This window comes from Devosia sp. (assembly GCF_035944845.1).
Classification (GTDB): Bacteria; Pseudomonadota; Alphaproteobacteria; order Rhizobiales; family Devosiaceae; genus Devosia_A.
The window spans coordinates 54,662-79,981 of the sequence record NZ_DASZAW010000077.1 but is presented as its reverse complement, the minus strand read 5'-3'; the positions used below and the strand labels follow the sequence as shown (position 1 = coordinate 79,981).

Genomic DNA, 25,320 nt, shown 5'->3' with positions numbered 1-25,320 from the left:
CGGCGTACGATTCCACCTGCAACCGGTTCGTGCCGGCTCGCGCCGGGTCGGCTCAACTTGACAATTGCGCCCTCGCATGCGCTTGTCCGGCCCCGGAATCCGCCTGCCTCAGAGACAAGAGATGAGTGAAATGCACCGCTATCGCACCCACACCTGCGCCGCCCTTCGTCAGGGTGACGTGGGCAATAATGTGCGGCTCAGTGGCTGGGTGCATCGCGTCCGCGATCACGGCGGGCTGCTGTTCATCGACCTGCGCGACCACTATGGGCTGACCCAGCTGGTGATCGACCCTGATTCCAAGGCGTTCAAGCTGGCCGAAACGGTGCGCTCCGAGTGGGTGATCCGCGTCGATGGCGAAGTGAAGCAGCGTACGCCAGAGACGGTGAACGCCAAACAGCCCACGGGCGAAGTCGAAGTGTTCATCCGCGAGCTCGAAGTGCTGAGCGAGGCCACCGAGCTGCCGCTGCCGGTGTTCGCCGAGCCTGACTACCCCGAAGATATCCGGCTGAAGTACCGCTTCCTCGACCTGCGTCGGGAAACGTTGCATGCCAACATCGTCAAGCGCACCAAGGTGATCTCGTCGATGCGCCGCCGCATGGGCGATATCGGCTTTGCCGAATACTCGACCCCGATCCTCACTGCGTCGTCGCCGGAAGGCGCCCGCGACTTCCTGGTGCCGAGCCGCATCCACCCCGGCAAGTTCTTCGCCCTGCCGCAGGCGCCGCAGCAGTACAAGCAGCTGCTGATGGTGGCCGGCTTCGATCGCTACTTCCAGATCGCGCCATGCTTCCGCGACGAAGATCCGCGCGCCGATCGCCTGCCGGGCGAGTTCTACCAGCTCGACCTCGAGATGAGCTTCGTCACCCAGGAAGAGATCTGGGACACCATGCAGCCGGTCATCACCGGGTTGTTCGAGGAGTTCGCCGACGGCAAGCCGGTGACCAGGGAATGGCCGCGCATCCCCTACGACACGGCGGTGCGCACCTACGGCTCGGACAAGCCGGACCTGCGCAACCCGATCGAGATGCAGGAAGTCACCGAACACTTCCGTGGCTCCGGTTTCGGTGTCTTCGCCAACCAGATCGCCAGCGACGCCAAGGTGGAAGTCTGGGCCATCCCGGCCAAGACCGGTGGCAGCCGAGCTTTCTGCGACCGCATGAACGCTTGGGCGCAAGGCCAGGGCCAGCCGGGTCTCGGCTACATCTTCTTCAAGGATGGCGCCGGTTCGGGTCCCGTCGCCAAGAACATTGGCGAAGAGCGCACCGCGGCAATCCGTACGCAGCTCGGCCTTGCCGATGGCGATGCCGTGTTCTTCGTGCTCGGCCGCCCCGACAAGATGTACAAGTTCGCCGGTGAGGCGCGAGTGAAGATCGGCCTCGACCTGAACCTCACCCAGCTCGACCAGTTCAAGCTGTGCTGGATCGTCGACTTCCCATTCTACGAGTGGAGCGAGGAAGAAAAGCGCCTCGACTTCGCTCATAACCCGTTCTCCATGCCGCGGGGCGGCATCGAGGCGCTGAACACTCAGGATCCGTTGACCATCAAGGCGTTCCAGTACGACGCGGTGTGCAACGGCTTCGAGATCGCCTCGGGGTCGATCCGCAACCAGTTGCCTGAGACCATGGTCAAGGCGTTCGAGCTGACCGGCAAGTCGCGCACCGAAGTCGAGCAGCAGTTCGGCGGCCTCTACCGCGCCTTCCAGTACGGCGCCCCGCCGCACGGCGGCGCGGCCTTTGGCATCGATCGCATCGTCATGCTGATCTGTGGCGCGCAGAACCTGCGCGAGATCACGCTGTTCCCGATGAACCAGCAGGCCGAAGACCTGCTGATGGGCGCCCCGAGCCCGGCCGAACCCAAGCAGCTGCGCGAACTGCATGTGCGGGTGATCGCCGACAACAAGTAAGAATGGGCGCCTTCGGGCGCCCTTCCTTTCTTACTGATAGAGACGGCCTCCTCCCGGCCTCCCCCATGAAGGGGGAGGTGAAGAGTCGGATTTGTGACGCGATCGTGCCTGGCACTCGATGCGGCGCCTCCCCCTTCATGGGGGAGGATGGGAGGGGGCCGTCTCTATCGGCTTGCTCCGAAACGAAACACCGCAGCCCTCGTCGTTAACGATCCGTAAACCAGCGCCCCGCTAGGCATTTGTTGCCTATCTCCGTCGGGGGCGGATTCGTTTGAAATCCAGGTATGTCAATGTGCTGATGCTGCTCGCGGCCATTGCCGCGTTCCTGCCGGTCATGGCCGTGGATTTCGTGCTCGATTCCTATGTGCGGGTGCGCGAGAGGGCGCTGTTGCAGCAGTCGGTCGACGCAGTGGCGAGCCGGGTCCAGGCAACGGCCTATGACGCGATATCTTCGCTAAGGCGCATCCTCGCTGAGAGCCCATCGCTTTGCACCCCCAGCTTCATCGCCAATGTGCATCGGCAGATGGAGGTAAGCCTCTACCTCAAGCAGGTGCTGGTCGAGAATGCCGACGGCGTGCAGTATTGCGATGCGCTCGGCAAGGACGTGAAATACTCGCCATTGTCGCGCCCGCTATCGGTACCCAACCAGACCGAGACCATCGAGGTGGCAAAATTCGCCGACCTGCGGATGCCAGTGCTCAAGGTCACTCAGGCCTTCGGCACAACCCGAAAGGTCTCGGCGTTCGTGCCGATTCTCGCGGCTGAGCCTGATAGCCTGCTGAACGGGTTGAAGCCGACCTCGATGGTGCGGGTTGCGCTGACGGACGGGGCGGAGATCGTTACCGTCGGCGACCCCAAGGCCTATGACAATGCTGGGGAGATCGAGTTCGTCACGGCGGAGAGTTTTGCCGGCGAGCTGCCGATCCGGGTGACGGCGGCGGTGCCGTTCGCCATGGTGAGGGCCGACTACAGCGATCTCGACGCAAGCTTCACCGTCGTTGCTGCCCTGATGTGCGGCGCCTTCCTGATCCTGGCGTTGCAATATGTGAGGCGCTCGGACCTGCCGGCCTTCGACCTTGAGCGGGCGATCGCCGCTGGCGAACTGAAACCCTACTACCAGCCGGTGATCAACCTCAGGACGGGCGCGCTCGCCGGCTGCGAGGTGCTGTGCCGGTGGGAAAAGAAGAGCGGCGAGGTGGTGCCGCCAGGCGCCTTCATCGACTATGCCGAAGTCACCGGTTTGGCGCTGCCGATGACCGTCAGCCTGATGCAGCAGGTCAAGACCGATCTCGGTACGCTCTGCGCCGACATGCCGGCCCTCAAGATCTCGGTCAACCTGTTCGAAGGCCATTTCCGGGACGGCAACATCGTCGACGACGTGCACACGATCTTTGCCAACTCTGCGATCAGCTTTCGTCAGCTGGTGTTCGAGATCACCGAGCGCAAGCCGCTTGAGAAGATGGCGCAGGCGCAGAGCGTTATCGCCGGCCTGCATGCTTTGGGTTGCAAACTCGCCATGGACGATGCCGGCACCGGGCACTCCAACCTCGCATATCTTCAGACGCTCGGCGTCGACGTGGTGAAGATCGACCGGGTGTTCGTGGATATGATCAAGCCAGAGGGGGCGGCGGTGCCGGTGCTCGATGGACTGATCGCCATGGCCCGCGACCTCGGCACGGAAATCGTGGCAGAGGGCGTCGAGACCGAGGCGCAGGCGCTCTATCTGCGGGCCCGCGGCGTCGTGCAGGCACAGGGCTACCTGTTCGCCCCGGCGTTGAAGGCCGGCGCCTTCCGCGATCTGGCGCGGGCCCTGAATGCTCCTGTGGTCCTGCCGGGGCTGGTGGAGGTGAACGCGGCTTAGGGCTGCTCGGCGGGTCATGCTCGGGGGATGACCCCGGTGGCGGGGGGAAACGATGGAGGAAATCTCACCCTCAGTTTCCCTCGATACCCGCCTTTTCATCGCCCTCGATTAGTGGCACTCACTCGGGGGTTTCCGGGAGGGTGTTGATGTCTGCCGACGTGACCGAACAGAAGAAGGCGCTGCGCGAGGCGGCGCTGCATTTCCACCAGTTCCCCAAGCCCGGAAAGCTGGAGATTCAGGCGACCAAGCCGCTCGGCAACCAGCGCGACCTGTCGCTGGCCTATTCGCCCGGCGTCGCAGCGCCCTGCGAGGAGATCGCTGTCGATCCCGAGGCGGTGACCAAGTACACGTCGCGCGGCAACCTCGTGGCGGTGATCTCGAACGGCACGGCGGTTTTGGGTCTCGGCAACATCGGCGCGCTGGCCAGTAAGCCGGTGATGGAGGGCAAGGCCGTCCTGTTCAAGAAGTTCGCCGGCATCGATGTGTTCGACATCGAGATCGACGAAACCGACCCGCAGAAATTCATCGAAGTGGTGCGGCCGCTCGAGCCGACCTTCGGCGGCATCAACCTCGAGGACATCAAGGCGCCCGAGTGCTTCGCCATCGAGGAAGCCCTGCGCGAGCGCATGAAGATCCCGGTGTTCCATGACGATCAGCACGGCACCGCTATCATCGTCGGCGCCGCGGTGCTGAACGGGCTCGAGCTCAGCGGCAAGAAGATCGAGGACGTGAAAATCTGCACGTCCGGGGCGGGGGCGGCGGCGATCGCCTGCCTCAACATTCTCGTGGCGCTAGGCGCCCGGCTCGAGAACATCTGGGTGGCCGACAAGGATGGGCTGCTGACCGACAAGCGCGACGACGTGAACGACAAGTGGCGTGGCCGCTTCTGCCGGCAGTCCAATGCCACGACGCTGGCCGAAGTGATCGATGGTGCTGACATTTTCCTTGGTCTTTCGGCAGCAGGCGCGTTGAAGCCCGAGATGCTTGAGAAGATGGGCCCAAGCCCGTTGATCCTGGCGCTCGCCAACCCCAACCCGGAGATCATGCCCGAGGTGGCCAAGGAAATTCGACCGGATGCCATGGTTTGCACCGGGCGGTCGGACTATCCCAACCAGGTCAATAACGTCCTCTGCTTCCCCTTCATCTTCCGCGGCGCGCTCGACGTCGGCGCCACCACCATCAACGAGGAGATGAAGCTTGCGGCGGCCCAGGCCATCGCCAAGCTTGCGCATGATCCGGGGTTGGAGGTGTCGCCCTCGGGGCAGCCGGCTGTTTATGGGCCCGAGCACATCATTCCGAACCCCTTCGACCAGCGCCTGATCCTTCGCATCGCGCCGGCCGTGGCGCGGGCAGCGATGGAGTCGGGTGTGGCCAAGCGCCCGATCACCGATTTCCAGGCCTATCACGATAGCCTCAACCGCTTCGTCTTCCGCTCCGGCCTCGTGATGAAGCCGGTGATCGACAAGGTGATCGGCCAGCAGAAGCGCATCGCCTTCGCCGACGGCGAGGATGAGCGGGTGCTGCGCGCCGCCCAGGTGATGATCGAGGACCGCATGGCGCTGCCGATCCTGATCGGCCGCCCGCAGGTGATCGAGAGCCGGCTGCAGCGCTTCGGGCTGACCATCAAGCCGGGCCGCGACTTCGAGGTGGTGAACCCGGAGGACGATCCGCGCTATCGCGACTATGTCGAGCTGTTCCACTCCTTGGTAGGCCGCAACGGCGTCACCCCGGACATCGCCCGCACCATCGTGCGCACCAACACGACGGTGATCGCGGCGCTGTCGGTGAAGCGCGGCGATGCCGATGCCATGCTCTGCGGCTTCCAGGGCCGCTTCATCAAGCATGTGCGCGACATCCGCTCGATCATCGGGCTGCAGGAAGGGGTAAAGGACGTCTCGGCCCTGTCGATGCTGATCATGCCGCGCGGCGTGTTCTTCCTTGCCGACACCTACGTCAACATGGATCCGACCCCGGACGAGCTGGTGGCCATCGCCTTGCAGGCGCGCGACCACCTCAAGCGCTTCAACATCGAAGCCAAGGCGGCGCTGCTCAGCTATTCGAATTTCGGCTCGCGCGACGGCGACACCGCCTTCAAGATGCGCGAGGCCTACCAGAAGCTGAAAGTCGTGGCGCCCGGAATGATCGTCGAGGGTGAAATGCAGGGCGACCTGGCGCTCAACGACGAGCTGCGCAGCCGCTACATCCCGGAATCGGTGCTGAAGGGCGAGGCGAACCTCTTGCTGTTCCCCAACCTCGACAGCGCCAACCTGTCGATGACGCTGCTCAAGGAAATGAACAACGCGCTGGCAGTTGGACCGATCCTGATGGGACCGCGCGCCCCGGCCCACATCCTTGCCCCCTCGACCACCAGCCGTGGAATCGTCAATATGACGGCAATTGCCGCCAGCGAAGCGGTAGCATTGGGGGAGAGGACCTGATGATCCGGCATACTGTCGTATTCAATTTGAAGCACGCCCACGGTTCATTGATGGAGAAGGCCTTTCTCCGCGACGCCATGGTGCTCAAGGAGATCCCCGGCGTAAAGAAATTCGAGCAGCTGCGGCAGACCTCGAAGAAGAACGACTACGAGTTCGGCTTCTCGATGGAGTTCGCCGACCAGGCTGCCTACACGACCTACAACGAACACCCCAAGCACGTGAAGTTCGTCAAGGAGCGCTGGGATCGCGAAGTCGAGAAGTTCCTCGAGATCGACTACGAGCCGCTGTAGTCCGGTGGCAAGGGCCCTCCAAACTCGCCAAGCAGCACCGTAACCTGTTGGAGCAGTACCGGGACGTCGGCGGTCAGAGCGTCCCATACGATCTCGAAGTCGAGATCGTCGTAGCCGTGAGCGCCTCGGTTACGAAATCCGCGGATTTTCTCCCATGGAATCTCGGTGTGCGCGTCGATGTAGTCTTGGGAGCGCTTGCTGATGCGGACTGCGGCCTCACCAATGATGATGAGCGTCATGACGCCCGCCAGCTTGGACTTTCGGTCGGCCAGAAACTCGGACTTTGATTGCCCCGCAACGATTTCCGCGGCGGCCTACAGCCGCGTCATAAATTGCGTCCAGGTGGCTGGCGATGCGCTCGTCGGTCAAACTGGCTGAGCCTCGGCGAGCACGCGGTGCCGAAAGCGTCTTCCGAGCTCATTCGGTGTGAGCACCTGAACCGGAACGCCAAGTTCGTCCTTAAGCTCATTCTCTAGGCCAATCAGGTCAAACAACGTCGCGCCCGGCAACGTGTCGATGAGGATGTCGATGTCGCTGTCCTCTCGGTCGGTGCCATGCAGAACGGACCCAAAGATGCGTGGGTTTGTAGTGCGGTAGCGGGCGACCGCTTCGCGAACAAACTGTCGCTTTCTCTCAAAAATCTCCGACGGGCGCATCTCAAGTCTCCTGACTAAAGGATAGGGTACGCCCGCCTTATTGCAAGATCGCTACTGGAACGCCGTCTCCGCAAAGCTCCGGAGTTTGCGGGAGTGTAGCCGTTCCGGGGGCTGGTCGCGGAGGATCTCCATCGCGCGCAATCCGATCTGGAAATGGCGGTTCACCTGCGTGCGGTAGAAGTCAGACGCCATGCCGGGGAGCTTCAGCTCGCCGTGCAGCGGCTTGTCCGAGACACAGAGCAGGGTGCCGTAGGGGACGCGGAAGCGGAAGCCGTTGGCGGCTATGGTGGCCGATTCCATGTCGAGCGCCACAGCACGTGACTGTGACAGCTGCCGGGTAATCTCGGCCTGGTCGCGCAGCTCCCAGTTGCGATTGTCGAAAGTGGCGACCGTACCGGTACGCATGATGCGCTTGGTCTCGATGCCCTCGAGATGGGTAATCTCGGCCACGGCCTTTTCGAGCGCTACCTGCACTTCGGCGAGCGCCGGGATCGGCACGGTCACCGGCAGGTCGGCGTCGAGCACATGGTCTTCACGCAGATAGGCGTGCGCCAGCACGTAGTCGCCGAGCTCCTGCGAGTTGCGCAGGCCCGCGCAATGGCCGAGCATGATCCAGGCATGCGGCCGCAGTACTGCGATGTGGTCGGTGATGGTCTTGGCGTTGGACGGCCCGACACCGATGTTGACGATGGTGATGCCACGGTTGCGCGGCATGGTGAGGTGCAGCGCCGGCATCTGCGGGACGCGCGTGGCGCGCAGGCCCGAGGTCCCACCCCCCAGCCGTTGGTTGAGCGTCACGAAGCCGCCGGGCTCGACGAAGCTGTCATACTCCGGATGGCCCTCCTGCATGTAGCGCTCGGCCACGCGGGCGAACTCATCCATGTAGAAGCCGTAGTTCGTGAAGATCACGAAATTCTGGAAATGGTCGGCTTCAGTGCCGGTGTAGTGGCTGAGCCGTTGCAGCGAATAGTCGACGCGCGGCGCGGTGAAATGCGCCAGCGGATAGGGGCCGCCGGGCGGCGGTACGAACGTGCCGTTGGCGATCTCGTCGTCGGTGTCCTGCAGGTCCGGCACGTCGAACAGATCGCGCAGCGGGATCGGCAGGGCGTTGATCGCCTCGCCGTCGATCCGCTCGGTCGAGGGAATGGCGAAGTGCAGCGGAATGCGGGTCGAGGATTCGCCTACTTCGATGGCGCCACCGTGATTTCTGAGGATCACGTCGAACTGCTCGATGAGGTAGTTCTTGAACAGGTCCGGCGCCGTGATGGTGGTCCGGTAGATGCCCGGTGTGTGCAGGTAGCCGTAGGGCAGGGTGCTGTCGGTCTTGCCGTAGCTGCGCGAGGTCACCTGCACTTCGGGATAGAACGCCCGGACCCGGCCCTTGGGGACGCGCCCGCGCGTCAGGCCGAGCAGTTGTTCGCGGATGAAGCCGGTGTTGCGGTGATAGATTTCGGCGACATAGGCCCAGGCGGCCTGCGGATCGGTGAACGCCTTCTGCGGCAGGCCCGGGGGAGTGATGGTGTCCATGTTCTTCTCGTTGGCAAGGCGATGCAGAGCACGCCGGGCGGCGTGAGACGCCGCTTTGCAACCCATCCTTAGGGGCTTCGCGGCAGTTGAGCAATCGGCCCACCTTACCGGCAGTTCATCTACTTCACCTTCCGGTGAAGGCTCTTCTCCTGCCGCAAACTCATCCCATCTTAGTGAGGAGTTCATCGGACTACTGCAAACGACCCATGCACCGGTGAACGCAGGAGAAGTTGCCCGCCGCTGCCCCCAAGCCCTCAACAGTGCGGCCGGCGCTTCTCAGGGCCACGAACCAGAGATGGTTCGTGGCCCTCTTATTTTGTGGCGATGACGGGGCGATGTCGGTCCGCGACGTCAGTCGACGCGGCGGGCAGTGATCTGCACCGGCTTCTCACCGCGGACCGATGGCGTGTAGGTGCAGCGCAAAGTCTGCAGCACCGGCAGGTCGGGCACGATGATGCGGGCGAGGAAAGCCGGCAGCAGGTTGCCGCCGCGGCAGGTCATGCTATCGCCGCTCCAGGCCACGCCGTTGCCGCACGAGGTGCGTTGCAGCTTGACATTGATGTCGCGGCCTTTGGCCGACCAGTTCAACCGGCCGTCACAGCGCACGCCACCGCCGCGCACCGAATAGGTACCGCGCTGCTCGAGGCAGAAACTCATGCGATAGGGGCCGTAAAGCCGCTGCTGCACCTGGTAGCAGCCAGTGAACAACGCGCCACCGGGTACGTCAGGCACGATCACCCTGGTATTCATGTCCTGGGCATAGGTCGGGGTCAGAACGGCCAGTACGACCAGCAGGCCGGCAGCGAGGCCGGCAAGATATCGAATGACGCTCATCAGGCTTCTCCAATGCGCTGCCGGAGATCGGCAACGTCCGCGGTTGCGAGGCTAACACCTTGAAACCGAGCACAATATGACCGACGCACTCACATTGCTTCAATGCTTACCGAAGAGTTCGCGTATCTGCGCGTAGCCCCGCTGCCTATTGCGGCAGAGCAATGTCTTCGGGTTCCGAACGGTCGAAGACGCGGACCGGGTTCACCTCGCCATCATAGGATGCATCGACGTCGTAGGTGACGAGTTGGTACTCGCCGTCGGCCAGCGACCACACGCCGGTGCTCGAGGCATCGCCGATTCCGCGCCAGTACGCCGTGGCTGCGATCGTCCCCGTTTTTGGGTCCACTTCCGCATTGGTGACGAGAAAGCTGGCCGTTATGCCGGTGAGCTCGAGCTTGGTCAGCTTGCCGTCACCATCGCCGGCGTTCTCATCGTAGGTCGGCTTGACGTTCGGGGACGGCAGGCTCAGCGGCTGCAGTCCGTCGAGCTCGTCCCAGGCATAGAACACCGAGCTGACATTGTAGGCGCCGCCATTGCAGTTGAACTGGTAGAGCCGGAACTTGCGCTCCGGCGCGTCCGGTTCGTCGTAGCTGCCCCTATAGGTGAGGTCGAACACCTGCGGTTCGGTACCGCCATAGCCACCGTCGATCGCTGCGTTGCAGGGCTCGGTGAAGGCGAGGGTGAAGAGCCGGAGGACCAACGCGGTGTCGGGAGGCGTCTCGGTGGCGGTGCTGAGCTCCGTGGTAGGCACGAAGTCGTCGTAGTCCTGGGCCAAGGCTGGGGTCGTCACGGCAACGGCGGCAAGTACGGTCAGCAGTCGGCGCATCCTGAAAAACTCCTGTTGGCGAGAAACTATGTCAGCGGTCGGACGACGCGGCGAGGGGCACGACAAATTTGCTTCCGGCCTCAGCGGCTTGCCGCTATGTTTCGCCCGGCACGCGGGAGGGATCATGCGACTGCCGGTTTCAGCCATCGCACTGTTGTCTGTGACGCTCGCCGGGGCGCCGTCCTTGGCAGCAGAAATGACCGAATCGGTGTTTCAGGTTACCTTTCGCTATGCAGGCGAAGACGAGGTGCTGAACGACACGGTCGTGCCGCTGCTGCCGGGCAACGCCTGCTACAACTGGTACGTCAGGCTGGCCGAGGGCAGCGCCCCCAAGATCGCTACCGAGATCCTGAGCCTGCCGGTGCCGCTCGAGGATTGGGGGACGCTGCTGACTGACCCCGACGATGGCATCGACATTTCCGCGGACGGCAGGGTCGCCACGCGGACCTTTGCTCCCGAACTCGACGACGAGGGCTGGTTCAGTCACAGCTGGTGTGTTGCCCCGGGCGACCCCGTCGGTTCGCACACGATCGCCATCGCGGTCGATGGCGACAAGCTCGTCACCTATGATTTCCAGGTCGTTCTGCCCGAGGACTATTACTGGCCTGCCATCGCCCAGCCCCAGCCGCGCGAACGCAGCGTCGACCACAGCTGGTGATTTCTGCCTGACCAACCCTTGAGGACTAGTTATGCCGCTTTCCATGTACGCGATCACCGTTCCGGTGTTCACGCGCTACCTGAACAACCTCGACGCCATCCTGGTGAAGGCCGAGGTCAACGCCGCCGAGCGCAAGATCAAGCCGGAGGTGCTGGTGGCGTCGCGCCTGGCGCCCGATATGCATCCGCTGTCGTTCCAGGTGCAATCCACCACCGACCGTATCAAGTTCACCCTGGCGCGGCTGACCGGCCGTACGCCGCCGAGCTGGGAAGATAACGAGACGACGCTGGCCGACCTCCGCGCCCGCATCCGGAAGGCGCTCGAGTTCGTCGCATCCTTCTCCGAGGCCGATCTGGAGGGCAGCGAGGGCAAGATGCTGACGCTGAAAGTGCGTGGCGAGGATACGCAGGTGCCGGCGATCGAGCACGTGACCCTCAACGCCGTGCCGCAGATATTCTTCCACATCACCTCGGCGTACGCGATCCTGCGTCACAATGGCGTGCCGATCGGCAAGCGCGACTTTACGGGCGGCTGACACGGCCCGGGCGCTCTTCATCGGCTCTGATGGCCTTCTCGCTGCCGGCGCCCTGCGAGGCTGGCTCGAGAGTGGCCACTCGGTTGCCGCATTCTGGACGTCGGCCGATCCAGCCGCCAGGCTGCGACTGGCCGACGTCATCTCCCCGCGCTGGAGTGCACGGCGGCTTTTGCAGCGTCACGCCATCCCAGCCGTGAGCGTGCCGCGCCTGCGCGACTGGAGCGGCGCAAAAGCGGCAATCGCGGCGCTCGGCGTGGATACGCTGATCACCTGCATGACCATGATGATCGTGCCGCCGGGCCTGCTCGAGCTGTTCGGCCGCCGCGCGGTGAACTTCCATCCTTCGCTGCTTCCCGCCTATCGCGGCCCCTCGCCCTTGCTGGGGGCGCTGCTCGATGGCCAGGAGAACGCAGCGTCCGGTGTCACCGCCCATGTGTTGTCGTCCGGTATCGACGAGGGACCGATCATCGCCCAACAGCCGCTGCCCTTTGATGCAGCTCAGCGTTGCTACGCGGTGTGGATCGCACAGCACGCTGCCGCCTGCCGTCGCCTCGCCGCTGCGGCCTTGCCTGCCTTTCTCGAGGGGGCAACGGAGGCGAGCCCCCAACTGGGTGGCTTCTATCGACGGGTGACCGAGGAAGCCGAGATCGGGGAGCGCTGCAGCTTGGCGGAGGTCGAACGGACCCTCGCTGCAGCGGGCACGACCTACTACATCGGCGTCCCGTTGCCGTGGCGAACTCGCCCGGTTTCGGTGCAACGTGTCCGCCGGGTCATAGGGCCGCGGACCGGGGAGCCGCCCCGACTTGGCACCTTCTCGGTTACGCTCGACCTCGCGGATGCGCGGGTGGTCCTGGTCCGCAATACCGCTTTGCAGCGAGCACGCGGGCGGTTGCAACTGGTGCGGGCGCTGCGGCGGCTCGATCAGGAGTAGCGCTCTTCCTTCCAGGGGTCCGCGTGATTATGATAGCCACGCACCTCCCAGAAGCCGCGGTGATCGCGCTCGGCGAACTCGATACGCTTCAACCATTTCGGACTCTTCCAGAAATAGAGGTGCGGCACCACCAGCCGTACGGGTCCGCCATGGTCGCGGCTGAGCGGTTCGCCTTCCCAGCTATGGGCGATCAGCGCATCCTCGGAGGCAAAGTCCTCGATCGCCATATTCGTGGTGTAGCCGTCATTGGAGCCGAACAGCACGAAGCGTGCCTCGGGCTTCACCCCGACCGCGTCCATCAACTGATGCGTGGTCACGCCCTTCCAGTGATTATCGTAGCGCGACCAACTGGTGACACAATGGATATCGCTGAGCTTGTCGGCTTGCGGCTGCGCCATCAGGTCGTCGAACGACCAGGTCTGCGGCCGCTCGACCGCGCCCGCGATGTCGAGCCGCCAGACCTCCTTGGGGACGTTGGGAGTCTGCCCGAGGTCGAGGATGGGCCAGTTCTTGACCAGGTGCTGGCCAGGCGGCAGGCGGGCATCCTCGGGTCGTGCCCGCTGCCCGGTGAGAAATTTGCCCAGTTCCGCCCAACGCGACTTGGTCTTGGTGAGCTTGCTGTCTTGGGGGAGATCGTCGTCGTTCGCCATGCTGGCCTCGCTGGTACTTCGCAAAGCTTCGCCGACCGCTGCGGCAAGTCAATGGACATTCCTGCCCCAGCGGCCCTGCGCCGGGCGATGTCCAATTTTGGCCGGCTGACCCATTGTGAGGTGCCCCGGTGGTCCCCATGTCCTACCCACTCGTTCAACATTGGAGCTTGAAGATGCTGAACCCTGAAGACCGCCGCGCCATCGAGGGCCTGTTCGATCGACTTGCCGATGTCGAGCGCAAGAACCCGCAGCGCGATCCTGAAGCGCAGGACCTGATCGACCGCGAGATCGTCCGGCAGCCGGGCGCACCATACTATATGGCGCAGACCATTCTGGTGCAGCAGCACGCCCTCGAGGTCGCGGAGCGGCGCATCGAGGAGCTGGAACGCGAAGTCGAGGAGAAGGGGCGCGGCGGCATGTTCGGTGGCCTGTTCGACGATGGTCGCGGCCGCCAGAACCGCACCGACGACAACCGGCAGGTGCAGCGGAACCGCAGCCCCTGGGATCGTCAGGACGACCCGGTCGATACCCGCAACCAGCGCGGGCAGATGGGGCAGGGCGGCGGCTTCCTCGCCGGCGCCGCGCAGACCGCGTTGGGCGTTGCCGGTGGTGTCTTGCTCGGTAGCGCCATCGGTTCGCTGTTCGGTGCCGGCAGCGCGCATGCTGTTGAAAGCTCTGCCAACGACCAGGCGTCAACCGATACCGGTAACGACAATGTCAACGACCACGATCAGGGTGGTGCTGGGGACAGCGGCGACCAGTCTGGCGGCGATTGGGGCGATCTGGGAGGTGGTGACGGCGGCGGTTTCGACATGGGCGGAGATTTCTGACGCAGCCCCATGGGGTTGCTCCATCGGGGAATCGTTGGGCATGATCAGGTCCGATGACAGAACCGCACGCTGAGATTGACCTATCGAAGGTAGACAAGGCCGAGGGGGCGGACCGCCTCTCGGCCATCCTTATGGCCATTGCGTTGGCGGAGGATCGAGAACGGATATCGATCGGCGACCTGTTGACCGCGCTGAAGCGGCGGGCGCTCGGTGCGCTGATGTTCGTTTTCGCCATCATCACCGCCCTGCCGATGCCGCCCGGCGTGTCGGCGATCGTCGGCGCGCCACTGGTGTTCCTCACTGCCCAGTTGATGTTGGGGATGAACGCCTGGTTGCCACGGATCATTACCGACCGTTCGCTGAGCCGTGTCGACTTCCACCGCGTCATGAAGGCGGCCTCGCCCTGGCTGGCCCGGGCTGAAGGCATCATGAAGCCGCGCTTCGAGTTTCTGGCCAAACGCCCGGCGGTTTACTTCTTCGGCTTCGTGGCCTTCGTCATGGCATTGCTGGTGCTGCTGCCGATCCCAGGGGCCAACATGGCGCCGTCGATCGCTATCTGCATCATCGCCCTCGGCCTGCTCGAACGCGACGGTGTCTGGATCGTCCTGGGAGCCTTGGTCGGGATCGTCTCCACCGTGGTGGTTGGTGGCATCTATTGGGTGCTGATCACCTGGACGGTCGGCGTGGTGCTCAGCTTTTTCGGACTGGGCGCGCCGCCGCTGCCAGCGCCGGTGGTTTAGAGCGCTTCACCATCGAGATGCAGCAGTCGGCGAGGCGGCTCAACACCATCCAGCGAGGCACACTGTCTCAGCCCGCCCATCACCGACGTCATTCCCGCGCAGGCGGGAACCTGGTGGGATGCCGCGGCACCCGCTGAGGCTGAGAGATCCCACTGGGTCCCCGCCTGCGCGGGGATGACGCCGTGGGCAGGTCTATCACCCAGCGCAACTCAAGGATGAAATGCTCAAGCGCTCTTACCAGTAGGCGAGCGCCGAGAACGGGTCGTTGGTGAACGTGCCGGCCTTGCGCTTCTCGTAGAAATTGTTCCCGCCTGCTTCCAGCACGTAGAACATGTTGTTGTACGAGAACCGGTAACCGGCAGTGTGGAAGTGCTTCACATCGCGTGACAGCGTCGGATGGCGGGCGCCACGCAGCACCCGATCGGCGACGTTGTAGGCCAGTGCCGCAGAGCGCTTTTCGGTCATCTTCTTGGACAACACACCTGGTGCGAACTGGTTCTTTTGCCCGACCACGCCACAGACCGATTGCGGGTAGCGCTTGTCGGCAACGCGGTTCATCACCACTGTGCCGACGGCCAGCATGCCGTCTTCGCTGGAGCGGTTGGATTCGAAATACATGGCCCGCGCCAGGCAGTCGCGTGACGATAGTCCGCCGAGGGAGAATGTGGCGCAGCCGGCGACGAGGCTTAACAGCATCGGCGCCGCAAACAGCAGCTTGAGTGACCCTGCCAACGATGACTCCAGAACGCAAACACAACTAAGGAGCCGGGCTGACGCGCCCGCGCTCTCTAGAATGCACGTGCCGGAGTTAAGAGTGCGTTGAGGATGTCAGCGGCGGCGATTGCCCGACGCCATCACCAGGGTGACGAGACAGGCGAGCCCTACCAGAGCGGCCATGGTCGGCGCAGGGTCTCGCCGCACCGCTTTGCCCGCCTTCCATGCCTGCTTGCCCAGCGCCCGCGCCGCCACTGCGCCCTGATGCAGCGCCTCATCGGCAAAGTCGTGCGCCAGGTGGCTCACATCATGTCGAGCGCCATTACTGTAGTGCGCCAATGCGTTCGAGAGCTGGCTCGCGTCGCGCGCCAGGCTCGCAAACTGCCGGCCGAAGCGGTCCTGGGCATTATCGGTGAAATGGGACAGATCGAACCGGCGGGAATGGGCCATGGCTGAAGCTCCTCAGGTGTGTGAGGCGCTAACGCAGCAGCGGGTTACGGGGTTCCGGAAACTGGGCGAGGGCAGGGCTACCGGCGGTAGCATCATCCTGCCCTCTACTTAAGCTCGATAAGATTGAGCGCAATCCATTAACGAGAAGTTAATGGCCGCCTGCCGGAACCACGGCGCGCCGATAGAGGTGCCAGGTGGCGTGGCCGAGCACCGGGACCACGATGCTGAGCCCGACCAGCAGCGGAATGGTGCCGATGACCAGCAGCGCGGCGACGATGAAGCCCCAGGTGGCAATCTGCAGCGGGTTCTTCAGCGTCACGCGCAGCGAGGTCTGCACGGCGATGGCAGTGCCGAGATCGCGATCAAGCAGCAACGGGATCGAAACCACCATGGTGGCGAGGACGAAGGCCGCGAACAGGAAGCCGATCAGGTTGCCCCAGATCATCAGTTGCTGGCCCTGGGACGTAGTGAGCACCTCGTTGACGAAGGCCATTAGCGTCGGCGGCGAGCCAGGCCCGAAGAACGACTCGTAGATGAACTGGGCCGTCATCAGCCAGACGGTGAAGACGATCAGCATCATTACGCCGAGCGCGGCGATCGAAGCGAAGGCCGGGGTCTTGAAGACATCGAAGGCGGCGCGCCAGTGCGTATCGAGGCCTTGCTCCTGCCGCCGGCTCATCTCGTAGATCGGCAGCGCCAGGAACGGGCCGACCAGCGCAAAGCCGGAAATCAGCGGGAACAGCAATGGCCAGGAATTGTTGCCGGAGGTCCAGACGGCGAGCATGGCGCCGACCAGCGGATAGATCAGCCCCAGGAAAGCCAGGTGAGAGGGCCGTTGCCAGAAATCCCGCCAGCCTTCGGCCAGGGCGCCTGTGAGGTCGTCGAAACCGATGCGGCGGATCTCGGGAACATCGAGCCGTTCCGCATTGGTGAGTACGTGAAAGCCGACCATCTCCATCCTCCTCGAAATGGGGAGCCAGGACGGTCGCCGCTTGGCGTTCGCTAACGCCCGGCGGTAACCGCCACTGCGTCTCAAACGGCATCCTAGACCGGTTTTTCGATCGTGTCGAAGTAAGCCTTTCGTGTGCTCCGGTGAACGAAGCGCTGATTTCAAGGCCTCGAGCGGGACAAAAAGCGACCTCCCTCGGTTTGACGCGGCAGCCGGGATGACCAAATGCGTTGCAGCAACTGGGAAAAAGGGGATCGCGATGACAGGCAAGGAAGGTGCGAGGTTGCACCGGCAGTTCGACAGGATCGGCCGTGCCGTGCCCGCCTCGACCGGCTTTCTCGCGTGGATCCGCAAGCCGTCTTCGCGGATCGTCCGCATCCCGCTCGGCATCGTGCTGATTCTCGGCGGCGTGTTCAGCTTCCTGCCGCTGCTCGGCATCTGGATGCTGCCGCTCGGGCTGTTCCTGTTGGCGCTCGACCTGCCGGTCCTGCAGGGGCCGCTCAACCGGTTGAGCTTCTGGGTGCAGCGCAAATGGACCAACTGGCAGCGCAGCCGGAAGAACAAGCGGGTCTAGCTACTCGAGCGTGCCGTTCGCTATGGCCGCCTCGAGCAGATCGACGGCATGCGCCAGCTTCTCGTCGACGACGTGCAGGTAGCGCTTCCAGTCGTCGAGATGCCCGAGCTCCTCGTCGCCGTCGGAAATGCCGCGCAGCGCGATGAGGGGCACCTTGAAGCGCTGGCACGCCCGCAGCACGGCGTAGGTCTCCATATCGACCATGTCGGCCTGGATCAGCTGGTACGCCCCACCCGACACCACGTTGGCGCCCGTCGACAGCGTCGCCTTGGCGATGCCGGGGACCAGGGGCCCCAGCGGGATGACAGCCGGCTGATCGAGCAGCGGGGTGACGCCCGGCTCGAACCCAAGCGGCGAGGCGTCCATGTCGCGATAATCGACCGAAGTCGCCTGGTAGACCCCGGTCTGCTCCAGCTTCGCAGAGCCGGCCGAGCCCAATGACACCACCAGCGCCGGAAGCTTCCCTGCTGCATCGAGCTTGGCGAGCGCGTGCGTGACCACGATGGCCGCTTCCACCGGACCCACACCCGTCATCAGCGGCGTGATGCGCGAGCGGAGGTGCGGGCCGTACTCGTTGTCGAGCGCCATCACATAGAGGATGTCGGCCGAGCCGGGCGTGCGGGAAGCAAAGGGCATGAGGACTCGTCGGGATGTTCAGGGGTGGGAGGCAGGCGTAAGCTCGAACCGCGGCTCATGCAACGGAGGAGAATATGCTTCTGTCCGACCATCGTGCCTACGCAACCATTCCAGCATCGAACCTGGCGCGCGCCAAGGCCTGGTACCGGGACAAGCTTGGCCTCGAGCCAGCCGAGGAACTGCCGATCGGCATCGTCTACCGGCTCGGCGGCGGCACCGGCTTTCAGCTCTACGAGACCCAATTCGCGGGCACGGCGCAGAACACCGCCATGGCCTTCAGCTCCAGCGATGTTGCGGCCGACATGAAGATGCTCCGGGAACGCGGGGTGAAGTTCGAGGAGTACGACTTTCCCGGGCTCAAGACCGAGAACGGCCTGGCGAAGATGGGTCCCTATCACGGGGCCTGGTTCAAGGACTCCGAGGGCAATATCCTCGCCATCGGCGACGAGCCGAGCTGACCGGAGCAGTTTCAGGGAAAGTTGCAGACTTTTCCGGTTCGAATGCGACCACCAAAGATCGGCGCGAGCGCCGCATTGACAGGGCGCGCGGCGGGCAACAGTCTGCCGCGCCATGACGATTACAACTTCCCTGCCGGCTGACGTGAAGCCGCGCCTCACCGCCGAGATCGACGCCCGGCGCGACGACCTGATCGCCCTGACGCAGGATCTGATCCGCATCCCTACGGTCAATCCGCCGGGCAACAACTATCGTGAGATCTGCGACTACCTCGCAGATCGCTTGAGCAAACGCGGCTATACCGTTGAATTGATTCGTGCCGACGGCAAACCAGGCGACAGCGACAAGTTTCCGCGCTGGAACGTGGTGGCGCGTCGCGAGGGCGTCGGGCCGGGCGACACCGTACACTTCAATTCACATCACGACGTGGTGGAGGTCGGCCGCGGCTGGACCTTCGACCCCTTCGGCGGCGAACTGAAGGATGGTCGAATCTATGGCCGTGGCACCTGTGACATGAAGGGCGGGCTCGCCGCCTCGATCATCGCGGCCGAAGTTTTTGCCGACGTAGTGCCGGACTATCGCGGCGCCATCGAGATTTCCGGCACGGCGGACGAAGAGACCGGCGGCTTCGGCGGGGTCGCTTACTTGGCCGAGCGGGGCTACTTCTCGCCCGAGCGGGTGCAACACGTCATCATCCCCGAACCGCTCAACAAGGATCGGATCTGCCTCGGGCATCGCGGCGTCTGGTGGGCGGAGGTCGAGACCTTCGGCCGGATCGCCCACGGCTCGATGCCGTTCCTCGGCGACAGCGCCATCCGCCACATGGCGGCAGTGCTGCGGCAGTTCGAGGATGTGCTCTATCCGGCGCTGAGCCAGAAACGCACCGCCATGCCGGTGGTGCCGCCGGGTGCACGGCAATCGACCATGAACATCAACTCGATCCATGGCGGCCAGGCCGAACCCGAGGGCGGCTTCACCGGCTTTCCGGCGCCGGTGGTGGCGCATTCGGCCCGCATCGTCATCGATCGGCGCTATCTGATCGAGGAAAGTCCGGCGGCGGTGCGGCAGGAGGTGATCGACCTGCTCGAAAAGCTCAAGGCCGAGCGTCCAGGCTTCAGCTATGAGATCCGCGACCTCTGGACCATCTCGCCGACCATGACCGAGAAGGATGCCCCGGTGGTGCAGTCGGTCGCCAAGGCGATCGGCGAGGTGATCGGCGTCGCGCCGGAATATGTCGTCTCGCCGGGCACTTACGACCAGAAGCACATCGACCGCATCGGCCGGTTGAAGAACTGCATCGCCTACGGCCCCGGCATCCTCGACCTGGCGCACCAGCCGGACGAGTGGGTCGGGGTCGACGATATGCTGGATTCGGCCAAGGTCATGGCGCTGACGCTGCTCGATTTGTTGGGGCCGGCTCAGTGAGGGCCCCGTTCTCGCCTTTCTCACCGGTGTCATCCCTGCGAAAGCAGCGACCCAAGCATCAGCGGGCGCGAACGGAGAGTTGGGTCCCTGCTTTCGCAGGGATGACATCGAGTTTGGGGATGTGGCGGTGGATGGCAAAGATGCGGAAAGCACTTCCAACCTGCGTCGGTAACTGGCGAAATTCCGCTCACCCACCCGGTTCACCTCAAGCCGGAAGCATCCTAGGATCGCCTCAAGGCCGCGGGGGTAAGCGGTCGGAAACAGAAGGGATAATCATGCGCAGATCACTGGTCGTGCTGGCTCTTGCCGGCGCATTGGCAATGACCACCGCGATGACGCCGGCATTCGCACAGGCGCGAACCGACGTGAAGGTCGGCCTCGTGCTCGAGCCGCCGAGCCTTGATCCGACTGCCGAGGCGGCGGCCGCCGTCGACGAAGTTCTCTATGCCAACGTCTTCGAGGGCCTGACCCGCATCATCGCCGATGGCAGCGTCGTGCCGGCGCTCGCCAAATCCTGGGAGATTTCCGAGGACGGCCTGACCTACACCTTCCGTCTGGTCGAGGGCGCCAAGTTCCACGACGGCACCGATTTCAACGCCGACGACGTGAAGTTCTCGCTCGACCGCATCAATGCCGAGGGTTCGCTGAACGCCCAGAAGGCGCTCTATGCGTCCATCGCCTCGGTGGAGGTGGTGGATCCTGCGACCGTCAAGCTCACGTTGAAGCAGCCCGATGGCAACCTGATCTACAACCTCGCCTGGGGTGACGCGGTGATCGTGGCTCCCGAAAGCGCCGACAACAACAAGACCAACCCGATCGGCACCGGCCCCTTCAGCTTCAAGGACCGCGTCGAAGGCGACAGCATCACGCTCGAAAAGAACCAGGCCTATTGGGGCACCCCGGTTACTCTCGAAGGCGCGACTTTCAAGTTCATCGCCGATCCGACCGCTGCGTTCGCGGCGCTGCAGGCCGGCGACGTCGACACCTTCCCGAACTTCCCGGCTCCCGAGACCGTGGCGCAGTTCCAGAACGATCCGCGCTTCCGCGTGGTGATCGGCTCGACCGAAGGCGAAACCATCCTCACCATGAACAACGGCAAGGCGCCGCTGGACAACGTCAAGGTACGTGAAGCCATCGCCCATGCCATCGACCGCCAGGCGATTATCGATGGCGCGATGTTCGGCTACGGCACCCCGATCGGCACCTTCCTGTCGCCGGCCAACCCGGACTATATCGACCTGACCGCGCAGTCGAACTACGACCCTGAAAAGTCGAAGGCGCTGCTGGCCGAGGCCGGCATCACCGATCTGACGCTGTCGCTGAAGCTGCCGCCGGTCGAAGGCTATGCCCGCCGTGGCGGCGAGATCATCGCCAGCCAGCTGGCGGCGGTCGGCATCAAGACCGAAGTCACCAACCTCGAATGGGCGCAGTGGCTGAGCGAGGTGTTCACCGACAAGAACTACGACCTGACCATCATCTCGCACACCGAGCCCAACGATATCGGGATTTTCGCGCGCGATGGGTACTACTTCCAGTACAACAATGCCGACTTCAAGCAGATCATCGCCGACCTCGCGGTGACCGCCGATCCGGCCAAGCGTTCGGAGCTGACCAAGGCGGCCGAAAAGAACCTCGCCGACAACTATGCCGTCGGCTTCATGTTCGAACTGGCCAAGGTCGGGGTCGAAAATGCCAAGCTCAAGGGCATGTGGGAGAACGCCCCCACCCAGGCGACCGACCTCACCGGCGTGTCCTGGGAACAGTGAGTTAATCGGGGCGGGTGCAAGCCCGCCCCGGTCTATGATTTTGAACCAGCGCACTCCACGCCAAAAGGCCTCCTCACCCGGCGCTGCGCGCCGACCTCTCCCCTCGGGGCGCTACCGCGTCCCCCAAGGGAGAGGTGGCGATGTGGCACGATCCTGCCTATGCACCACTTCTCCCTTTGGGGGAGAGGTCGGCCGAAGGCCGGGTGAGGGGGCCTTTTGCACGGCCCGGAAGGCCCGCTGATGCCCTCCTTCATCCTCGGCCGCCTCATCTCCCTCGTCTTCAGCCTGATCGCCGCTTCCATCGTCATTTTCCTCGTGCTCGAAGTCGTCCCCGGCGATCCGGCGCAGTTCATGCTCGGGCTGAACGCGACACCCGAGGCCACCGCGGCGCTCCGCACCGCGCTCGGCCTCGATGGGCCGCTGCTCGAGCGCTATTTCACCTGGGTGCTGGGCTTGCTGCACGGCGATTTCGGCATCAGCTACACTTACAAGGTGCCGGTGGCAGGTTTGATCGCCGACCGCATCTGGATCTCGTTGCCGCTCGCCATCTATGCCCTCGCGCTCTCGACGTTGATCGCCTTCCCGGTGGGCATCCTGGCCGCGGTCAGGCGCAACTCGGCCACCGATGTCGGCATCATGGGCGCGACCCAGGTCGGGCTCGCCGTACCAAACTTCTGGTTCGCCATGCTGCTGGTGCTGCTGTTCTCGATCACGCTCAGATGGTTCTCCGCTGGCGGTTTCCCCGGCTGGCAGGACCCACTGCTGGCGCTGAAGGCGCTGACCCTGCCGGCCGTGGCGCTGGCGCTGCCGCAGGCCTCGATCCTCGCCCGAGTCATGCGTTCGTCGCTGCTCGATACGCTGGGCGAGGACTACATCCGGTCGGCTCGCGCCAAGGGTTTGAGCCAGGGGCAGACCCTGTGGCGGCATGCGCTGCGCAATGCGCTGATCCCGGTGCTGACCATTATCGGGCTGCAGTTCTCGTTCCTGCTCGCCGGGGCCATCATCATCGAGAACGTCTTCTTCCTGCCCGGGCTCGGCCGGCTGGTCTTCCAGGGCATTACCTCGCGCGACCTGATCGTGGTGAAGTCGGTAGTCATGCTGCTGGTGTTCGCGGTGATCCTCGTCACCTTTCTCGTCGATATCACCTACGCCCTGGTTGATCCGCGGCTCAGGAGGGCGACGCGATGAGTACCGTTGCCGCCCCCGCCACCCGTGACAGCCTGCTGAAGGCGGCGCTCCGCTCGCCGAACTTCCTCATCGGCGCCGCGATCACCCTGGTCTTCGTGCTGGCGGCGCTGATCTCGTTCGTCTGGACGCCCTACGACTATCTGCTGCAGAACATCCCCAACAAACTGAAGCCGCCCTCGGCCGAGCATTGGTTGGGCACCGATCATTTCGGGCGCGATATCTTCTCGATGATCATGGTCGGCGCTCGCACCTCGATCGCGGTTGCCTTTATCGCTGTGACCGTCGCCATGCTGATCGGTGTGCCGATCGGGCTCTGGGCCGCTGCTCGGCGCGGTACGCTGCTCGACGATGTGTTGATGCGCGCCAACGACCTGGTGTTCGCTTTCCCGGCACTGCTGATCGCCATCCTGATCACCGCAGTGTTCGGGCCGGGCGCGATCAACGCCATCATCGCCGTCGGGCTCTACAACATGCCGGTCTTCGCGCGGCTGGCGCGGGCCGGGGCGCTGAGCCTGTGGCAGCGCGAGTTCATCATGGCGGCACGGGTTTCGGGCAAGGGTGCGGCGCGCATCTCGTTCGAGCACATCCTGCCCAACATCCTCAACACGCTGGTGGTGCAGGCCACCATCCAGTTCGCCCTCGGCATCCTTGCCGAGGCGGCTTTGGCCTATGTCGGGCTGGGGGTGCAGCCACCGACCCCGAGCTGGGGCAAGATGCTGGCCGACAGCCAGACCATGATCAGCCTTGCGCCGCACGTCGCGCTGGTGCCCGGCCTCACCATCGTCCTGATGGTGCTGGGGGTAAACCTCCTCGGTGACGGCCTGCGCGATATCTTCGATCCACGCCTGAGGCGGAACCGCTGATGGCGCTGCTCGACGTCAAAGACCTGCAGCTCGCGATCGGCAAGTTCCCGATCCTTCGGGATATCGATCTTTCGGTCGATGCCGGCGAGATTCTCGGAGTGATCGGTGAAAGCGGCTCCGGCAAATCCATGACGGCACTGAGCATCATGCAGCTCCTGCCGTTCGGCGCCACGACAGCGGGCTCGATAAAGCTCGATGGCCGCGAAGTCCTGGGCCTGCCGGATGCCGAAATGCGAAAGATCCGCGGCGGCACGGTCGGCATGGTGTTCCAGGAGCCGATGACGGCGCTCAACCCGGTCAAGACCATCGGCGACCAGGTTGCGGAGACTGCAATGGTGCATGGCGGCCTGGGCCGACGTGAAGCGCTCGAGGTGGCCCGCCAGACCCTCGAACGCGTGGAACTACCCACAGCGCGCTTCCCGCTCGATCGCTACCCGCACGAGTTGAGCGGCGGGCAGCGTCAGCGCGTCGTCATCGCCATGGCCATCGCCATGCGCCCGAGACTGCTGATCGCCGACGAGCCGACCACCGCGCTCGATGTCACGACGCAGGCGGCGATCCTGAGATTGCTGCAGAAGCTGGTCGCCGAGGACGGCATGGGGCTGATGTTCATCACCCATGATCTCGGAGTGATCGCCGGGCTCGCCGACAAGGTGTCGATCATGCGGCAGGGCGAGGTGGTGGAAGCGGGGCCGACCGTCCAGCTGTTCCGCAACCTCCAACACCCTTACTCCAAGGCGCTGTTCGAGGCCTCCTCGCACGTTCCGCCGCGCCTCCCGCCGGCAGTGGTCGGTGGGACACCGGTGCTCTCGGTCGAGGACGTGGTGCGTGAGTATCCGTTGCCGCGCCGCGGCCTGTTCGAAAGGCGCAAGGTGCTGCGCGCTGTCGATGGCGTAAGTCTCAGGATCGAGAAGGGCGAGAATGTCGGCCTCGTTGGGGAGTCGGGTTGCGGCAAGTCCACGCTGGCGCGTGCCATCATGGCGCTGGAGCCGACCCAGGGCGGCCGGATCGCCATTTCCGGCGAACAGATCGACCCGAGAAAGGGTGCGAGCTTCGCCACCCGCCGCCACCTGCAGGTGGTGTTCCAGGATCCCTATGGCAGCTTCAACCCACGCCATCGGGTCGATCGCCTGGTGAGCGAGCCGTTCCATCTGCTCGGCTCGGCGGCTCCGTCAGGCGCCGAGCGTGAAAGGCGCGTCGCCCGGGCCTTGGACGAGGTCGGCCTATCGGCCGCCGATGGCGAGAAATATGTGCACGAGTTCTCCGGTGGACAGCGCCAGCGCATCGCCATTGCCCGGGCGCTGATCATCGAGCCGAGCCTGATCATCCTCGACGAAGCGGTGTCGGCGCTCGATGTCTCGGTGCGCGCACAGGTGCTGGACCTGTTGGCCGAGCTCTCCGATCGGCTGCAGCTGAGCTACCTGTTCATCTCGCACGATCTGGCAGTGGTCCGCTCGATCACCGACCGGGTGCTGGTGATGCGGGCTGGCAAGATCGTTGAGGAAGGGCCGACCGAAGAGGTGTTCCGGTCGCCAAAACATCCCTACACGCAGGAGCTGCTGGCTGCGACACCGGATCTCGAAGCTGCCCTTGCCAAGCGCGAGGCCGCGGGCGCATAGC

General features: G+C 64.2%; 25 protein-coding genes and 1 pseudogene. 16 read left to right on the top strand and 10 right to left on the bottom strand.

What is annotated here, in order from left to right:
* The first annotated feature begins 130 nt into the window (after nucleotides 1-130).
* From aspS to VGV07_RS15545, 4 genes are all read left to right on the top strand, one after another.
* On the top strand, nucleotides 131-1,903 hold the full coding sequence (gene aspS, locus VGV07_RS15560; RefSeq protein ID WP_326869640.1) for an aspartate--tRNA ligase: 1,773 nt from the start codon (nucleotides 131-133) through the stop codon (nucleotides 1,901-1,903).
* 271 nt (nucleotides 1,904-2,174) lie between these two features.
* Nucleotides 2,175-3,764, top strand: coding sequence for an EAL domain-containing protein (locus VGV07_RS15555; RefSeq protein ID WP_326869632.1), 1,590 nt, complete (start codon nucleotides 2,175-2,177; stop codon nucleotides 3,762-3,764).
* Nucleotides 3,765-3,910: 146 nt separating this feature from the next.
* Entirely contained in the window at nucleotides 3,911-6,202 is a 2,292-nt protein-coding gene (locus tag VGV07_RS15550; RefSeq protein ID WP_326869631.1) for an NADP-dependent malic enzyme, read from the top strand.
* A complete protein-coding gene (locus VGV07_RS15545) occupies nucleotides 6,202-6,492 on the top strand; it encodes a Dabb family protein (RefSeq protein WP_326869630.1) in 291 nt (96 codons plus the stop codon). The genes VGV07_RS15550 and VGV07_RS15545 overlap by 1 nt, the downstream gene beginning before the upstream one ends.
* Here the strand turns inward: VGV07_RS15545 and VGV07_RS15540 are convergent.
* The 5 genes from VGV07_RS15540 to VGV07_RS15520 all read right to left on the bottom strand — a co-directional run bounded on the left by VGV07_RS15540 (nucleotide 6,477) and on the right by VGV07_RS15520 (nucleotide 10,335).
* Complete coding sequence (locus VGV07_RS15540; RefSeq protein WP_326869639.1) at nucleotides 6,477-6,794, bottom strand: DUF86 domain-containing protein; 318 nt, start codon at nucleotides 6,792-6,794, stop codon at nucleotides 6,477-6,479. The two genes, VGV07_RS15545 and VGV07_RS15540, sit on opposite strands and share 16 nt — an antisense overlap.
* Nucleotides 6,795-6,857: 63 nt before the next feature.
* On the bottom strand, nucleotides 6,858-7,148 hold the full coding sequence (locus tag VGV07_RS15535; RefSeq protein WP_326869629.1) for a nucleotidyltransferase family protein: 291 nt from the start codon (nucleotides 7,146-7,148) through the stop codon (nucleotides 6,858-6,860).
* Nucleotides 7,149-7,199: 51 nt separating this feature from the next.
* Nucleotides 7,200-8,675 (bottom strand): AMP nucleosidase, encoded by a 1,476-nt coding sequence (locus tag VGV07_RS15530; protein ID WP_326869628.1) that lies wholly within the window; start codon nucleotides 8,673-8,675, stop codon nucleotides 7,200-7,202.
* Nucleotides 8,676-9,026: 351 nt separating this feature from the next.
* The gene (locus VGV07_RS15525; RefSeq protein WP_326869627.1) at nucleotides 9,027-9,509 is read right to left on the bottom strand and encodes a hypothetical protein; all 483 of its coding nucleotides are present in this window, start codon (nucleotides 9,507-9,509) and stop codon (nucleotides 9,027-9,029) included.
* Nucleotides 9,510-9,654: 145 nt separating this feature from the next.
* A complete protein-coding gene (locus VGV07_RS15520) occupies nucleotides 9,655-10,335 on the bottom strand; it encodes a DUF1176 domain-containing protein (RefSeq protein WP_326869626.1) in 681 nt (226 codons plus the stop codon).
* Nucleotides 10,336-10,459: 124 nt separating this feature from the next.
* On the opposite strand from VGV07_RS15520, the gene VGV07_RS15515 reads away from it, so the two are divergent.
* The 3 genes from VGV07_RS15515 to VGV07_RS15505 all read left to right on the top strand — a co-directional run bounded on the left by VGV07_RS15515 (nucleotide 10,460) and on the right by VGV07_RS15505 (nucleotide 12,459).
* Complete coding sequence (locus VGV07_RS15515; RefSeq protein WP_326869625.1) at nucleotides 10,460-10,993, top strand: hypothetical protein; 534 nt, start codon at nucleotides 10,460-10,462, stop codon at nucleotides 10,991-10,993.
* A gap of 31 nt (nucleotides 10,994-11,024) precedes the next feature.
* A complete protein-coding gene (locus tag VGV07_RS15510; protein WP_326869624.1) occupies nucleotides 11,025-11,528 on the top strand; it encodes a DUF1993 domain-containing protein in 504 nt (167 codons plus the stop codon).
* A 193-nt stretch (nucleotides 11,529-11,721) separates the two neighbouring features.
* A complete protein-coding gene (locus VGV07_RS15505) occupies nucleotides 11,722-12,459 on the top strand; it encodes a formyltransferase family protein (RefSeq protein ID WP_326869623.1) in 738 nt (245 codons plus the stop codon).
* Here the strand turns inward: VGV07_RS15505 and VGV07_RS15500 are convergent.
* Nucleotides 12,450-13,109 carry a sulfite oxidase-like oxidoreductase gene (locus tag VGV07_RS15500; protein ID WP_326869622.1) on the bottom strand — a complete coding sequence of 220 codons (660 nt, stop codon included), beginning with the start codon at nucleotides 13,107-13,109 and terminating at the stop codon, nucleotides 12,450-12,452. The two genes, VGV07_RS15505 and VGV07_RS15500, sit on opposite strands and share 10 nt — an antisense overlap.
* Before the next feature lie 173 nt (nucleotides 13,110-13,282).
* Here VGV07_RS15500 and VGV07_RS15495 point away from each other — a divergent pair, with 173 nt between their 5' ends.
* The gene (locus VGV07_RS15495) at nucleotides 13,283-13,939 is read left to right on the top strand and encodes a DUF2076 domain-containing protein (protein ID WP_326869621.1); all 657 of its coding nucleotides are present in this window, start codon (nucleotides 13,283-13,285) and stop codon (nucleotides 13,937-13,939) included.
* A 53-nt stretch (nucleotides 13,940-13,992) separates the two neighbouring features.
* Nucleotides 13,993-14,679, top strand: a complete 687-nt coding sequence (locus VGV07_RS15490) for an exopolysaccharide biosynthesis protein (protein ID WP_326869620.1) — start codon at nucleotides 13,993-13,995, stop codon at nucleotides 14,677-14,679.
* A gap of 285 nt (nucleotides 14,680-14,964) precedes the next feature.
* On the opposite strand, the pseudogene VGV07_RS15485 reads toward VGV07_RS15490, so the two are convergent.
* The 3 genes and pseudogenes from VGV07_RS15485 to VGV07_RS15475 form a co-directional block, all read right to left on the bottom strand.
* Nucleotides 14,965-15,375 (bottom strand): annotated as a pseudogene (locus VGV07_RS15485) (cell wall hydrolase); the annotation flags it as partial.
* A gap of 132 nt (nucleotides 15,376-15,507) precedes the next feature.
* Nucleotides 15,508-15,843, bottom strand: a complete 336-nt coding sequence (locus VGV07_RS15480) for a hypothetical protein (protein WP_326869619.1) — start codon at nucleotides 15,841-15,843, stop codon at nucleotides 15,508-15,510.
* 148 nt (nucleotides 15,844-15,991) lie between these two features.
* A complete protein-coding gene (locus VGV07_RS15475) occupies nucleotides 15,992-16,795 on the bottom strand; it encodes a DUF2189 domain-containing protein (RefSeq protein ID WP_326869618.1) in 804 nt (267 codons plus the stop codon).
* A 256-nt stretch (nucleotides 16,796-17,051) separates the two neighbouring features.
* Between VGV07_RS15475 and VGV07_RS15470 the strand changes: the two genes are divergently transcribed.
* Nucleotides 17,052-17,366 carry a hypothetical protein gene (locus tag VGV07_RS15470; RefSeq protein ID WP_326869617.1) on the top strand — a complete coding sequence of 105 codons (315 nt, stop codon included), beginning with the start codon at nucleotides 17,052-17,054 and terminating at the stop codon, nucleotides 17,364-17,366.
* Here the strand turns inward: VGV07_RS15470 and VGV07_RS15465 are convergent, their stop codons facing one another.
* The gene (locus VGV07_RS15465; protein WP_326869616.1) at nucleotides 17,367-18,002 is read right to left on the bottom strand and encodes a 5'-methylthioadenosine/S-adenosylhomocysteine nucleosidase; all 636 of its coding nucleotides are present in this window, start codon (nucleotides 18,000-18,002) and stop codon (nucleotides 17,367-17,369) included.
* Nucleotides 18,003-18,076: 74 nt separating this feature from the next.
* On the opposite strand from VGV07_RS15465, the gene VGV07_RS15460 reads away from it, so the two are divergent.
* The 6 genes from VGV07_RS15460 (at nucleotide 18,077) to VGV07_RS15435 (ending at nucleotide 25,319) form a co-directional block, all read left to right on the top strand.
* Nucleotides 18,077-18,460: a VOC family protein gene (locus VGV07_RS15460; protein WP_326869615.1), complete on the top strand. Its 384-nt coding sequence runs from the start codon at nucleotides 18,077-18,079 to the stop codon at nucleotides 18,458-18,460.
* 112 nt (nucleotides 18,461-18,572) lie between these two features.
* Nucleotides 18,573-19,883 (top strand): acetylornithine deacetylase/succinyl-diaminopimelate desuccinylase family protein, encoded by a 1,311-nt coding sequence (locus VGV07_RS15455; RefSeq protein ID WP_326869614.1) that lies wholly within the window; start codon nucleotides 18,573-18,575, stop codon nucleotides 19,881-19,883.
* A gap of 275 nt (nucleotides 19,884-20,158) precedes the next feature.
* Nucleotides 20,159-21,649 (top strand): ABC transporter substrate-binding protein, encoded by a 1,491-nt coding sequence (locus VGV07_RS15450; RefSeq protein WP_326869613.1) that lies wholly within the window; start codon nucleotides 20,159-20,161, stop codon nucleotides 21,647-21,649.
* 240 nt (nucleotides 21,650-21,889) lie between these two features.
* Nucleotides 21,890-22,837: an ABC transporter permease gene (locus VGV07_RS15445; RefSeq protein WP_326869612.1), complete on the top strand. Its 948-nt coding sequence runs from the start codon at nucleotides 21,890-21,892 to the stop codon at nucleotides 22,835-22,837.
* The gene (locus VGV07_RS15440) at nucleotides 22,834-23,700 is read left to right on the top strand and encodes an ABC transporter permease (RefSeq protein ID WP_326869611.1); all 867 of its coding nucleotides are present in this window, start codon (nucleotides 22,834-22,836) and stop codon (nucleotides 23,698-23,700) included. The genes VGV07_RS15445 and VGV07_RS15440 overlap by 4 nt, the downstream gene beginning before the upstream one ends.
* Entirely contained in the window at nucleotides 23,700-25,319 is a 1,620-nt protein-coding gene (locus tag VGV07_RS15435; RefSeq protein ID WP_326869610.1) for a dipeptide ABC transporter ATP-binding protein, read from the top strand. The genes VGV07_RS15440 and VGV07_RS15435 overlap by 1 nt, the downstream gene beginning before the upstream one ends.
* Nucleotide 25,320: the final 1 nt, after the last annotated feature.